This is a genomic window from Saonia sp., assembly GCF_056326165.1.
On the sequence record NZ_JBWFBN010000014.1, the window covers coordinates 49,785 to 62,793 of the forward strand.

The 13,009-nt window shown below is 34.3% G+C and carries 12 protein-coding genes; 6 read left to right on the forward strand and 6 right to left on the reverse strand.

Annotated elements, in window-relative coordinates; translation table 11 throughout:
• Positions 1-26 precede the first annotated feature (26 nt).
• The 4 genes from AC000W_RS12400 to AC000W_RS12415 all read right to left on the reverse strand — a co-directional run bounded on the left by AC000W_RS12400 (position 27) and on the right by AC000W_RS12415 (position 3,966).
• Complete coding sequence (locus AC000W_RS12400) at positions 27-431, reverse strand: response regulator (protein WP_474748720.1); 405 nt, start codon at positions 429-431, stop codon at positions 27-29.
• Positions 418-2,265: a PAS domain-containing sensor histidine kinase gene (locus tag AC000W_RS12405; protein WP_474748722.1), complete on the reverse strand. Its 1,848-nt coding sequence runs from the start codon at positions 2,263-2,265 to the stop codon at positions 418-420. Before AC000W_RS12405 ends, AC000W_RS12400 begins: the two co-directional genes overlap by 14 nt.
• 235 nt (positions 2,266-2,500) lie before the next feature.
• Positions 2,501-2,956: a pantetheine-phosphate adenylyltransferase gene (gene coaD, locus AC000W_RS12410; protein ID WP_474748723.1), complete on the reverse strand. Its 456-nt coding sequence runs from the start codon at positions 2,954-2,956 to the stop codon at positions 2,501-2,503.
• 29 nt (positions 2,957-2,985) lie between these two features.
• Entirely contained in the window at positions 2,986-3,966 is a 981-nt protein-coding gene (locus AC000W_RS12415) for a D-alanine--D-alanine ligase (protein ID WP_474748725.1), read from the reverse strand.
• Positions 3,967-4,065: 99 nt separating this feature from the next.
• On the opposite strand from AC000W_RS12415, the gene AC000W_RS12420 reads away from it, so the two are divergent.
• From AC000W_RS12420 to AC000W_RS12445, 6 genes are all read left to right on the forward strand, one after another.
• Positions 4,066-4,653 carry a PASTA domain-containing protein gene (locus AC000W_RS12420; protein WP_474748726.1) on the forward strand — a complete coding sequence of 196 codons (588 nt, stop codon included), beginning with the start codon at positions 4,066-4,068 and terminating at the stop codon, positions 4,651-4,653.
• Between the two features lie 2 nt (positions 4,654-4,655).
• Positions 4,656-5,684 (forward strand): RluA family pseudouridine synthase, encoded by a 1,029-nt coding sequence (locus AC000W_RS12425; protein ID WP_474748728.1) that lies wholly within the window; start codon positions 4,656-4,658, stop codon positions 5,682-5,684.
• Positions 5,685-5,779: 95 nt separating this feature from the next.
• Positions 5,780-6,541, forward strand: coding sequence for a peroxide stress protein YaaA (yaaA, locus tag AC000W_RS12430; protein WP_474748729.1), 762 nt, complete (start codon positions 5,780-5,782; stop codon positions 6,539-6,541).
• A 58-nt stretch (positions 6,542-6,599) separates the two neighbouring features.
• The gene (locus tag AC000W_RS12435; RefSeq protein WP_474748731.1) at positions 6,600-6,971 is read left to right on the forward strand and encodes a hypothetical protein; all 372 of its coding nucleotides are present in this window, start codon (positions 6,600-6,602) and stop codon (positions 6,969-6,971) included.
• 179 nt (positions 6,972-7,150) lie between these two features.
• Positions 7,151-10,603 (forward strand): pyruvate carboxylase, encoded by a 3,453-nt coding sequence (locus AC000W_RS12440; protein ID WP_474748733.1) that lies wholly within the window; start codon positions 7,151-7,153, stop codon positions 10,601-10,603.
• A 45-nt stretch (positions 10,604-10,648) separates the two neighbouring features.
• Positions 10,649-11,401 carry a uracil-DNA glycosylase family protein gene (locus AC000W_RS12445; RefSeq protein WP_474748775.1) on the forward strand — a complete coding sequence of 251 codons (753 nt, stop codon included), beginning with the start codon at positions 10,649-10,651 and terminating at the stop codon, positions 11,399-11,401.
• A gap of 12 nt (positions 11,402-11,413) precedes the next feature.
• On the opposite strand, the gene AC000W_RS12450 is transcribed toward AC000W_RS12445, so the two are convergent.
• Together AC000W_RS12450 and AC000W_RS12455 are read right to left on the reverse strand one after the other, a co-directional pair.
• On the reverse strand, positions 11,414-12,661 hold the full coding sequence (locus AC000W_RS12450) for an RNA polymerase sigma factor (protein WP_474748735.1): 1,248 nt from the start codon (positions 12,659-12,661) through the stop codon (positions 11,414-11,416).
• On the reverse strand, positions 12,658-13,005 hold the full coding sequence (locus AC000W_RS12455) for a YciI family protein (RefSeq protein ID WP_474748737.1): 348 nt from the start codon (positions 13,003-13,005) through the stop codon (positions 12,658-12,660). The genes AC000W_RS12450 and AC000W_RS12455 overlap by 4 nt, the downstream gene beginning before the upstream one ends.
• Between the last annotated feature and the right edge of the window lie 4 nt (positions 13,006-13,009).

The following is a 13,009-nucleotide window of genomic DNA, read 5'->3' on the forward strand; positions in this document are numbered from 1 at the left end:
AAACTTAAACAAAATTCTGTTTAAAATTAAGCGGCTTTGGTAACCTCCTTAATTTCTTGAAGTCTAAGAGGTTTATTTCTAAAAGTGATGATATGATGAGTCTTGGCAGTATATTCTACTGCCTTATTCTTATCTGCAGGATCTATGGAAGAAGTTACAACATTTATTTGTACTCTTTTTGTCATAGGTAGAGCAATAAATTCTGCTAAAAATTGCCATCCATCCATAATTGGCATATTAATGTCTAAAAAGATTACATCTGGACATTTTTGACTCTCTTCTAACATAGCCTTTATACCCTCTATCGCTGATTTTCCATTTGCGTAGGAGCTTAGCTCTTTCCAGCTAACTATCTTACTTAGGATTTTTTTAATCCCAAATACAGTTATTGGATCATCATCTATAATACATATAGAGTTAATTGTTTTCATTAAAATATATATTAAATGTGGTTCCTTTGCCCACTTCGCTTTGGGCAGTTACATATCCATTCATGGCTTCTATTTGATTTTTTGTAATATACAGTCCAATTCCTTTTGCATCTGAATTGTCATGAAAAGTCTTGTACATTCCAAAAAGCTTATCCCCGTATTTTTTTAAGTCTATTCCAAGACCATTGTCTGTAATACTCAGTTGTGTATATTCTTTAAGCTTTTTAGCCTTAAGAGTTACTATTGGTTGTCTATTGGGGTTTTTATATTTTACTGCATTGGTAATAAAATTCATTAAAATACTTTCAATATAAGCTGGGATTACTTTTACGTTGATATTTTTAGAAACTTTATTAATGATTTGTGCATCATTGCTTTGCAAAAAAGCTGTAAGGTTTTTTTGTACCGAGTTTATTTTTTTACTTAAGTTAATTGGCTTTTTTTCTATATTAATGTTAGTGCTTATGGCAACAACCTCATTTAAATTATCCAGAGTTTCGAGTAGATTGTTTGAAGCATCCACAAGCATCCCAAGTATATTTTCTTTTTCATTTTCATTTTCCTCATTTATAAAGAAATCTAACAACATTGAAAAATTAGCCGAGTGCGATCTTAGATTATGAGATACGATATGGGCAAAATTAATGAGCTTTTTATTCTGTAAAGAGGTAACATTAATAAGGTTTCTTAGTTCTGCCTCCTTTTGTTTCATAACAGTAATATCCATACTGATTCCAACCATACCATATGCCTTGCCATCTTCACCCTTGAGAGGAATTTTAGATGTTAAAAATGTAGTGCTTTCACCATTTTTTTTAACATTGGTTGTTTCTCTACCTAAAATGGGTTCTAGATTGTTCATAACAAACAAGTCCTCATCTCTAGAAAGTTGAGCAATTTCTTTATCATAAAAATGAAAATCATCCTTGCCTATAAGTTCTTCTTCACTAACTCCTAAATATTCGCATTCTGATCTGTTTACCAGTACCTTTCTGGATTCAAGATCCTTAAAATATATGTTGATAGGGATGTTATCTACTAATGTCTTTAGCAGATGTTCATTTTCCTTGGATTTAATTTCGGACTGTACCTGTTCATCAATGTTTTGGAAAGTTCCAATTAGACCTGTAAATTCGCCCTCTTTATATGTTGGTTTTCCAGCTGCAATTACCCATATTTCATTTCCCTTCGCGGTTACTATTTTAAGTTTTTCACTCCATGGAATACCATTGTTGGTGGCCTTATATACTGCCATGGAAATAGCATTTCTACTATATCCATGTTTGTAAAATTCTATACTAGAATCCATATCTGGAATATAATCCGTTGGGACTTCATGAAGTGCTTTGGTCATATCGCACCATGAAAGTTTGTTATTTATAGCATCATATTCCCAACTGCCAATTTTTGCAATTTCTGATTTTTCGTTAAGTAAAATCTCTAATTTTTGAAGCCTATAATCATTCTGTATTTTTTTGGTTACATCTTCAATTTGGATAATGACCCCAACGATGTTCTCTTGATTGTCATACCAAGGAATATTTATCCACTCAAACCATTTTTCATTATTGTCTTTATCATAAAATTGTTTCGCTTTTGTATTCCCAGGAATTCCATTTAAACAGTTGTCTAGGACTTGTTGCCATTCCTCATTAACAGAATCAAATAATTGATGCAGGCTTTTACCAATTACCTTAGCACCAGAGAAATTAAAGAAGTTTACCCATTTATCGGATGCATGTACAACCTTAAAATTTGTATTTACAAAAGCAGTTGCCATGGGCAGTTGCTTAATTAAATAATTGTTAGTAACTACATGTGTTTTCTCCAGCATATTACCTATGTTTCCTTCAAATTAAAGCATCTTACAAGTTTTAATTTACAGCATAAATGTTCAGTGAAATTGATTTTATTAACACTGAATATTTTTACCTATATACTTCATAATAAAATGAAATTGAAGAATTTTCTTACTAATTTATAAGAATATATGGCAAGTGATTTATATTTGTTGTGAAAATCAATAAAATGTAGGTGAAAACTTACTTGCGGATTGTATGTTGCCTAACTTATTTAACTATAACGGTTTCTGGAACTAACCCTGTATAATCTCCTCCATTCCTTATAACATCCCTAACTATGGAGGAGCTTATATATGATTTTCCTGAAGAAGTAAGTAAAAAAACTGTTTCAATTTCAGAGAGTTTTCTATTGGTATGAGCTATTGCTTTTTCAAACTCAAAATCTGCTGGGTTTCGTAACCCACGTAGTATAAAATTGGCATTAACTTTTTTGCAAAAATCAACGGTAAGACCCTCGTAGGCTTCTACCTTTATTTTTGGTTCGTTTTTAAAAGCATCAGAAATAAATTTTTGACGCTCTTCTAGAGTAAACATATATTTCTTGTCCGCATTTCTACCTACTGCAATGATGAGTTCATCAAAAAGAGTTATGCCTCTCTTGATAATATCATAGTGTCCTAAAGTAAGTGGGTCAAAAGAACCTGGGAATATGGCGCGTTTCATTACTTGATTGTTAGCTTTTATAAAGGTACTTAATTTGAGGCTAATGCCTCTTCTATGGCAGAGCCAAATAATTCTGATAGGCTAATTCCTGCTTCTTTTGCTTGTTGAGGTAAAATACTTTCGGTGGTTAAACCTGGGGTTGTGTTCATTTCTAGCATAAAAGGTTCATTACCAATAAAGATAAATTCACTTCTGGAGTATCCTTTCATTTTTAGGACATCGTAAGCTTTTTTTGCAATCTCTGTTACATTTTTTTCTTGTTCTTTGGAAATTCTTGCAGGAGTAATTTCATGTGACTTTCCTTCATATTTGGCTTCATAATCAAAAAAATCATTCTCCGATACAATTTCCGTTATTGGCAATACTTTGGTTTTTCCTTTATAGGTAATAACTCCAACTGACACCTCTTTACCATCCAAAAAAGATTCAATAATAATCTCATCATCTTCTTTAAAAGCCATCTCAATTGCATCATTTAATTCTGTTTTCTTATAGACTTTAGAAATACCAAAACTACTGCCTGCTTTATTGGCCTTTACAAAACATGGCAATCCAACTTTTTCAATAATAGTATCTGGATCTATTATATCTCCAAGGTTTAGATAATAAGATTTTGCGGATTTAATCCCGTATGGTTTTAAGGTACTCAAAAGGTCTCTCTTGTTAAAAGTCAAAGCTGATTGATAATAATCGCAGGAAGTTTGGGGAATATCCAATAACTCAAAATAAGCCTGCATAAGTCCGTCTTCGCCAGGTGTGCCATGTATGGCATTAAATACACAATCAAATCTTAGTTTTTTTTCATTTAAATAAATAGAAAAATCATTGCGATTTACTGGGTGTTCGGCATTGCTTTCGTCTACATAGACCCATTTTTCTTTAAAAATATGAATTCGATAAGTGCTGAACTTCTCTTTGTCCAAATATTGATGCACCACATTGCCACTTTTTAACGATATTTTAAATTCGCTGGAGTACCCTCCCATAATAATGGCTATATTTTTTTTCATATATACAAGAAATGATAAATCTGAATGAACAAATATCACGTATTTATAATAAAGAAAAAAGCATTGGGTTTGCTATATTTGCCCATAAATACATAGAGAATGAAGAATTTTTTCAACTTTTTAAAAAGTAGAACATTTTTGATACAACTGGGTTTAGCTCTTTTGGCATTAATAATTTTGGTGTTCTTGGCATTAAATTGGTTAAAGAATTCTACTAATCACGGGGAGTTTGTTGAAGTACCAGACCTTTCTAAACTTTCTGTAATGGATATGCGAAAGGTAATAGAGGATGCTAGCCTTAGGTATGAGGTTGTAGACTCTGCCAATTATGACCCAAATTATCCCAGATTTTCCATTATAGAACAAACCCCACCTGCTGGCAACAAGGTTAAGGAAAACAGAAAAATCTATGTTACGGTAAACCCTTCTGGTTATAAAAAGGTGACGGTTCCTAAGATTATACAAGTTACACAACGGAATGCATCTTCTATGCTCAAAGCAGTGGGATTAGATGTTGAGAGGATTACTTATATAGATGAATTGGGCAAGGACATGGTTTATAATATTAAATTTAAGGGCAAATACATATCGCCAGGCGAGAAACTCCCAAAAACCTCCAAAGTTGAACTTATATGTGGCAATGGAAAAATACCAGAAAAAGCTAGAGTTCAAGCCGATTCTCAATAAATATGAATTCGCAAGAGAATTTAGAACCCAATGATGATGAGCTTTTTGAGCATTATAAGTTTACTGCTTCAAAGGGACAAGAGCCACTCCGTGTAGATAAATTTTTAATGAATTTTATTGAAAATGCTACTCGCAACAAGATTCAACAAGCAGCAAAAAATGGCCATATATGGGTGAACGATGTCATTGTAAAGCAAAACTATAAGGTTAAGGCTTATGATGAGGTAAAGGTGATGTTTGAGCATCCTCCCTATGAGTTCCTTTTGGTTCCCGAGAATATTCCCTTGGACATAGTATATGAGGACGATGCACTTTTGGTTGTGAACAAACCTGCCGGCATGGTGGTACATCCAGGACATGGAAATTATTCTGGTACTTTAATAAATGCTTTGGTTTATCATATAGAGAATTTACCCGCTAATAGCAATGAACGCCCAGGGTTGGTACATAGAATAGATAAGGATACATCTGGTCTTTTGGTAGTTGCAAAAACAGAGCAGGCCATGACACATCTTTCTAAGCAGTTTTTTGATAAAACCACTGAAAGAGAATATGTGGCACTGGCTTGGGGGAATATAGAAAATGATAGCGGTACCATTGAGGGAAATTTAGCCAGACACCCCAAAAATAGATTGCAAATGACTGTATTTCCTGAAGGTGACCAAGGAAAAGAGGCGATAACTCATTATAAAGTTTTAGAAAGATTAGGGTATGTAACACTAGTTTCATGTAAATTGGAAACAGGAAGAACACACCAAATAAGAGTACACATGAAGTATATTGGACATACTTTGTTCAATGATGAGCGTTATGGGGGAGATAAAATTTTAAAAGGCACCACTTTTACCAAGTATAAACAGTTTGTAGACAATGCTTTTAAGGTGCTCCCAAGACAGGCTTTGCATGCCAAGACTTTAGGTTTTGTTCACCCTGTTTCTAATGAAATGATGCGTTTTAGTACTAATATCCCAGATGACATGTTACAGTGTATAGAAAAATGGAAGGGGTACACCAAGCATCAATCTTCATGATAAAGTTTGTCAATAGTCTTATTGAAAACACTTCTGATTGATGGGGAACTATTTAAAAAAAAGCAACTATTTTTATATCAGAAAAAAAAGCTAAAATGAAAATTGTTATTTCCCCAGCAAAATCATTGGATTTTGAAAGCACTTTACCAACTTCCAGATATAGTCAACCTCAGTTTATGGAGCAGGCTGAAAAATTGAACAAAGTTTTGGCAAAAAAGAAGCCCAAAGCATTGTCTCAATTAATGAATATTTCGGATAATTTGGCTCAGCTCAATTGGGAAAGAAATCAAAATTTCTCTCTCCCTTTTACCACCAAAAATGCACGCCCGGCAGTATATTCTTTTAATGGAGATGTTTACCAAGGACTGGACGCTTATACTATTCCTGAAACTAAATTAGATGCTTTACAGAATCAACTTAGAATTTTATCTGGTCTTTATGGAATTCTAAAACCGTTGGATTTAATACAACCTTACCGATTGGAAATGGGAACTCAATTAAAAATCGGGAGAAAAAAGAACCTACATGAATTTTGGAAAAAAGAACTTACAGAGCAGCTTAATTCTGAGCTGAATGATAATGAGCTTTTCATTAATTTGGCGAGCAATGAATATTTTGGAGCTATTGACCCCAAAGCTCTTAAAGTACCAGTAATCACCCCTATATTTAAAGATTGGAAAAACGATAAATTAAAAGTAATCAGTTTTTTTGCTAAAAAGGCCAGAGGTTCCATGGTGCGTTATATTTTGGATACCAATGCCCAAACCTTGGAAGATATAAAAGGTTTTAATAGGGACGAATATATGTATAGCAAGGAACATACTCTTAGGGAGGATCAACCAGTTTTTGTGAGATAGAATAATTACCAAAAGCAACCGTTATTGGTTTATAACATCTTCTTAAAAAATGTATCAAATGAAAAAGATTGTCTTGTTCTTGTCATTAGTTGTTGTAATTACTAATATTTCTTGTTCGGATAATAATGATGATGTGCAAACTGTGAGCATCAGGATACAAAATGTTAGTTCCATTATTTTTGATGAAGTACAGGTAGGAGGAGAAGAGATGATTCATGAAAATATTGCCCCGGATAAATTCTCAGAGTATTTGGAATATGAAACAGCTTATAGATATGCTTATATTCAAATAAAGTCGGGTGCAGAAACATATACGCTGCAACCAATTGATTTTGTTGGAGAAACCCCTTTGGCTATTGGTTTGTACACCTATGAATTGGATGTAGATGTAGAAGGTAATGTTATTTTAAACTTTGTTATCGATTTCTAAATTTGCCCCGTATAAGTTTCAATTATTCTTAATAGTGTTGATTACCCTTTAACACTATAAAATTGTAACAAAATTCTTCTTATATATTTATTTCCTATATTGCTAAAAATGCCTAAAAGCAGTAAGTTTGTGGGCTTGTTATGCCTAAATTTTAAGGTAAATTATAATTTGGAAAAGAGATGAGAATTAAAAAGGTTTTAGTAGCAAATAGGGGAGAAATAGCCATACGTATTTTTAGGGCGTGTGTTGAGGTAAATATAAAAACTGTTGGTATTTATACTTATGAAGACCGCTATTCGCTTCACCGTTATAAAGCCGATGAGTGCTACCAAATAGGGGAAGATAATGAGCCTTTAAAACCATATCTTAATATAAACGCTATTATAAAGGTAGCATTGGACAATGATGTTGATGCTATACATCCAGGATATGGCTTCTTGTCTGAAAATGCTGATTTTGCCCAGAAATGTGAGGATAACGGGATTATTTTCGTTGGTCCTAAAGTATCTATTTTAAAGGCGTTAGGGGATAAAATCATGGCAAAAGAAGTTGCCGTGGCCAATAATATTCCAATAATTCAGAGTAGTGATAAAGACCTAGTTGATGTAAAAACGGCACTTTCTGAAGCTAAAAAAATAGGATATCCTATTATGCTAAAAGCTGCTTCTGGTGGTGGTGGTCGTGGTATGCGTGTTATTACTTCAGATGTTGAACTTAAAAAAGCATTTCCAGAAGCAAAAAGAGAATCTTTAAATGCTTTTGGAGATGATACAGTGTTTTTGGAGAAATATGTTCAAAACCCAAAACATATAGAGATTCAAATAGTAGCAGATACGCATGGCAATATTGTTCACTTGTATGAGCGTGACTGTTCCGTACAAAGACGTTACCAAAAAGTAATTGAATTTGCTCCTTCTATTGGTCTTCCTCAAGAAACAAGAGACAGTTTATATAAGTATGCCGTAGATATTTGTAGGGCAGTAAATTATAACAACATAGGTACCGTAGAATTTTTGGTAGATGATGACGGTAGCATTTATTTTATTGAAGTAAACCCAAGAATTCAGGTAGAACACACTGTTACAGAAATGATTACCAATATAGATTTGGTTAAAGCTCAGTTGTTCATTGCAGGAGGCTATAAATTATCTGATCAACAAATTAAGATTGCTAATCAGGATGCAGTAACAATTAATGGTTACGCCTTACAGTGTAGAGTAACCACTGAAAATCCTGCAAACGATTTTAAACCAGATTATGGTGTGGTAACAACCTATAGAAGTGCCTCAGGTTTGGGTATTCGTTTGGATGCAGGTAGTATTTACCAAGGAGTAAATATTTCACCTTTCTTTGATTCTATGCTGGTAAAGGTTTCTGCCTTGAGCAGAACTTTAGATGGGTCATGTAGAAAAATGAGAAGAGCTTTGGCTGAGTTCCGTATTCGAGGTGTGGATACGAATATGGCCTTTTTAGATAATATTTTAAAGAATCAAACTTTTAGAGATGGTAATGTTACCGTTAATTGGTTAAAGAATGAACCTTCATTGTTTGAGTTTGTTGAGCCAAGAAACAGAGCCAATAAACTGGTAGATTTCTTAGGGGAAACTATTGTAAACGGAAACCCAGATGTAAAAAAGAAAGACCCTACTAAGGTGTTTTCTAAGCCTGTAATCCCTTCATATCCGAAAAATGAGGCTTATCCAAAAGGGACTAAAGACTTATTAACGGAATTAGGGCCAGAGAAGTTTGCGGAGTGGTTAAAGAAGGAAAAGAAAATACATTTTACGGATACCACCATGCGAGATGGGCATCAAAGCTTGTTGGCAACCCGTATGCGTACCCAAGACATGATGAAGGTTGCAGAAGGCTACGCTAAAAACCATCCAGAAATATTTAGTATGGAAGTTTGGGGTGGTGCTACCTTTGATGTTTGTTTAAGGTTTTTAAGAGAAAATCCATGGGAACGCTTGGCATTATTAAGAAAAGCAATGCCAAATGTGTTATTGCAAATGCTAATAAGGGGTTCTAATGGTGTAGGGTATACGGCCTATCCAGATAATTTAATAGAAAAATTTGTTGAGCAATCTTGGGAAACGGGAGTTGATATTTTTAGAATATTTGATTCTTTAAATTGGATGAAATCCATTGCTCCTTGTATAGAACATGTTAGGAATAGAACTCAAGGCTTGGCAGAGGGCTCCATTTGCTATACTGGCGATATTCTAAACCCTGCTAAGACTAAATATGACTTAAAATATTATGTGCAATTAGCAAAAGATATAGAAAATGCTGGAGCACATATTTTGGGTGTAAAAGATATGGCAGGTCTATTAAAACCAGATGCCGCTTTTGAATTGATTTCAGCTTTAAAATCAGAGATAAATATTCCTGTTCATTTGCATACACATGATACATCATCCATACAAGCTGCTATGTATTTAAAAGCCATTGAGGCTGGTGTGGATGTGGTTGATGTGGCATTGGGAGGATTGTCTGGACTTACATCTCAGCCGAACTTTAATTCGGTTGTAGAGATGCTGAGGTACAATGAGCGTGAGAATAATTTGAATACCGATAAGTTGGCCGAATATTCTAATTATTGGGAAACCGTACGGAATTATTATTATCCATTTGAATCAGGACTAAAATCGGGTAGTGGTGAGGTTTATAAGCATGAAATTCCTGGAGGACAGTATTCAAACCTAAAAGGCCAGGCCATAGCATTGGGATTAGAAGATAAGTTTCCTGCAATTACTAAAATGTACGGGGAAGTAAACCAACTTTTTGGTGATATTGTTAAAGTAACTCCAAGCTCTAAAGTAGTTGGGGATATGGCTCAGTATATGATCAGTAATGATCTTACGGTAGAGGATGTTATGGACAAAGGGGATACTATTTCTTTTCCAGAATCCGTAAAAAGCTTCTTTAGGGGAGATTTGGGCCAGCCAGTAGGTGGGTTTCCAAAAAAGCTTCAGAAAATAATCTTGAAAGATGAAAAGCCCTATAAGGAAAGACCTAATGCACATTTAGAACCTATAGATTTTGATAAGGAGTTTAAATCTTTTAAAAGAAAGTTTAAAAAAGGAATGGGTAGGGACTTACTCATAACAGATTTTCTTTCCTATAAACTCTATCCAAAAGTATTTACTGATGCTTACAATCACCATGTAAAATATGGCAATGTAATGAACATTCCTACCAAAAATTTCTTGTACGGAATGGAGATTGGTGAGGAAATTATGGTTGAGCTAGATCGTGGTAAAAATGTTCTTATTTCCTTAATGTTAATTGGGGAACCAGATGAGGCTGGTAATGTGAGCATTTTCTTTAAGGTGAATGGGCAATGGCGTAACGTAGTTGTGAAAGACACTTCTGTTAAGGTAGAAAAGATTGAGAATAAAAAGGTGGATACTACCAATCCAAAGCATATTGGTGCGCCATTACAAGGATTGCTATCTAGCGTTTTGGTAAAGAAAGGACAAGAAGTAATAAAAAACCAACCTTTGTTTGTTATAGAGGCTATGAAAATGGAAACCACAGTTACAGCTACAGAAGAAGGAGTTGTTAGTGCTATTCAGCTTGCAGGCGGTACACTTGTAAATTCTGATGATTTGGTTTTAGTTTTAGAATGATGAAAGGAATTGGTTGTAGGTATTTGTAACTTTCAACCTTAAAGTATTGACTTGAAACCTTTTTTACACACCCATCCATACGAGCCCTTTGTTTTTGAAGAAGCCACAAAACTAATTGTGGGTACTTTGCCGCCACCAAGATTTACTATAGGTGAGTTGAAAGAAGATGATGTGGATTTTTGCTATGGTAGCAGAAATGGGCAGTTATGGCCCATTTTGGACAAAATATTTAACCTGAATCTAAAATTTGAAACCACGGAAGAAGCTGCACAACAGCGAAAAGCCTTCTTGTTGGAAAGAAAAATAGGGGTTTGCGATATTGTTGCCAGTGCTGAGCGTTCCAAAATTGATGCGTCCGATTTAGGAATGCAGAATACAAAGCTCAGAAATTTAATTGGGTATTTACAGCAATATGAAAATGTAGATACCTTACTATTTACAGGCGGTAATAGTAAAAATGGTCCAGAATATTTTTTTAGAAAACACATTAAAGAATATGGCCTAAAATTGGAGGTAGTTTCCAATGAAGTTCCAAGAATTCATCAATTTGAATTACCTACTTCTTTTTCGAACTTTCCTGTTACTTCGAACGAAAGTGGGAGGTCTCTAGAGATTTCTCAAGCATTTGATGATGTTCGAAATGACAGTAGAATTATTAAAACAGTTTCATTAACAGCTCCATCTGGTGCTGCTAACAGAGCTGTGGGCAGTTTGCAGGCATATAAGGATATAAAAGACAAAAACCCTAATTTTACTACGTTGGATTATAGAGTATTGCAGTATAAGGAGTTTTTTTAATTAAAATTTACATCAATTTTTAGGCTTCAAACCTTTTTTCTTTTCCTCAAAGTATTTTTTTTCACTGGAATTGTATACCAAGTTAAGGGCTTTGTCAATACATGTTAAAGCATCTTGAATTTCATTTCTGTTTTTATGGTACTCCGCCTTGGTGCCGTAATATAAATAGGCGCGTTGTTCCAAATCATCAGAGTTGAATGAATTTAATATTTTTAAAGCTTCTTCATTTTTTTGTAACTGTAATAGTACAATGGCTAGATTCAATTTAGTAAAAGAGGTTTCTTGAAGCTCATTAATGTTTTTATATAGTTTCAATATTTTTTCCCAATTTGTGGCTTCAAAGGTTTTGGCATTTATATGTTCTTGGGCAATAGAGGCCTCCAAGTAGAAAGATGATATTTCCCTATACTCATTAGCTTTTGCCAATGCATCTTTTCCCAACTGAATCAATGGAGGAAACCATAAGGTTCTGTCTTGGTTTTTTAAATCAATGATTTTCCCTTCTTTAGAGATTTTACTTTCTAAGCGTGATGCATGAAAACATAAAAGGGCAAACAAAGCATAGCCATTACCTGTACGGTAATTTTCTTTTTTTAAAATGAGCTTGCATAATCTAATGGCTTCTCCGCATAAATCTTTTCTGATGAGGAATTCTGTTTGGTTGGAGTGAAACCCCTCATTAAAAATTAAATAAATAACCTCATGAACTCGGTGCAATCGGTCTTTAATGGTTTTGTCCTCTGGTAATTCGAAAACCAGTTTTTTTTCCTGAATTGTCTTTCTGGCTCTTGCCAATCTTTTTTTAACTGTAGCTTCTTTTAACAATAATGCTGATGCAATTTCTTTTCCACTAAATCCTGCAATTGTTTTTAAGGAAAATGCTAGTTGATCTTGTGGTTTTAGTGAAGGGTGGCAGGCCGTAAATATCATGCGTAACTGACTGTCCTCAATTTCATGTTCCAGAAATAACTGATTTATGGCAATGGAAGAAGGCCCGGTGTTTAAGTGGGTATTTCGGTTTTGATCGGTTTTGATTTTTCGCAATAAATCTATTGCTCTATTTTTTGCTGCTTTGGTAAGCCAAGCCTCAGGATTTTCAGGAATTTCCTTACGCCATTTTAGAGAGGCATTTAAAAAAGTATCTTGAACAGCATCTTCTATAGTTTCAATATGAGATAATCCAAAAATACGAGTTAAAATAGAGACCATCTTTCCGTACTGATGACGAAAAAGATGGTCTATACCTTGGTCTTTAATCATCTGTCAAAAACCATTATTTCACGTATTTCAACGGTACCGCCCAAATCATAATCTGGATAATCTTCCGCAATTTCTACTACGGCATTGGCATCTTTGGCACTAACAATATAATAGCCACCAATGATTTCCTTGCTTTCCACAAAAGGACCATCAGTTACCGTTCTGTTGGGGCCAGAAACGCATTTTGCTACTGGTACTAGGGCATTTCCGCCTTTTAAATAACCAGCATTAGCCATTTTGTCGTTCCAACCAAACCACTTTCCCATTCGGTTTTGTAACTCTTCTGGAGATAACCCTAATTCTTGATAATCAGCTCCGATAAAAATCATCATAAAGTCTTTCATTTCT

Bases quoted from the DNA above. Each gene is read 5' to 3' on its own strand.
- AC000W_RS12400 (WP_474748720.1), bottom strand. From the start codon at position 431: ATGAAAACAATTAACTCTATATGTATTATAGATGATGATCCAATAACT.
- AC000W_RS12405 (WP_474748722.1), bottom strand. From the start codon at position 2,265: ATGCTGGAGAAAACACATGTAGTTACTAACAATTATTTAATTAAGCAA.
- coaD (WP_474748723.1), bottom strand. From the start codon at position 2,956: ATGAAACGCGCCATATTCCCAGGTTCTTTTGACCCACTTACTTTAGGA.
- AC000W_RS12415 (WP_474748725.1), bottom strand. From the start codon at position 3,966: ATGAAAAAAAATATAGCCATTATTATGGGAGGGTACTCCAGCGAATTT.
- AC000W_RS12420 (WP_474748726.1), top strand. From the start codon at position 4,066: ATGAAGAATTTTTTCAACTTTTTAAAAAGTAGAACATTTTTGATACAA.
- AC000W_RS12425 (WP_474748728.1), top strand. From the start codon at position 4,656: ATGAATTCGCAAGAGAATTTAGAACCCAATGATGATGAGCTTTTTGAG.
- yaaA (WP_474748729.1), top strand. From the start codon at position 5,780: ATGAAAATTGTTATTTCCCCAGCAAAATCATTGGATTTTGAAAGCACT.
- AC000W_RS12435 (WP_474748731.1), top strand. From the start codon at position 6,600: ATGAAAAAGATTGTCTTGTTCTTGTCATTAGTTGTTGTAATTACTAAT.
- AC000W_RS12440 (WP_474748733.1), top strand. From the start codon at position 7,151: ATGAGAATTAAAAAGGTTTTAGTAGCAAATAGGGGAGAAATAGCCATA.
- AC000W_RS12450 (WP_474748735.1), bottom strand. From the start codon at position 12,661: ATGATTAAAGACCAAGGTATAGACCATCTTTTTCGTCATCAGTACGGA.
- AC000W_RS12455 (WP_474748737.1), bottom strand. From the start codon at position 13,005: ATGAAAGACTTTATGATGATTTTTATCGGAGCTGATTATCAAGAATTA.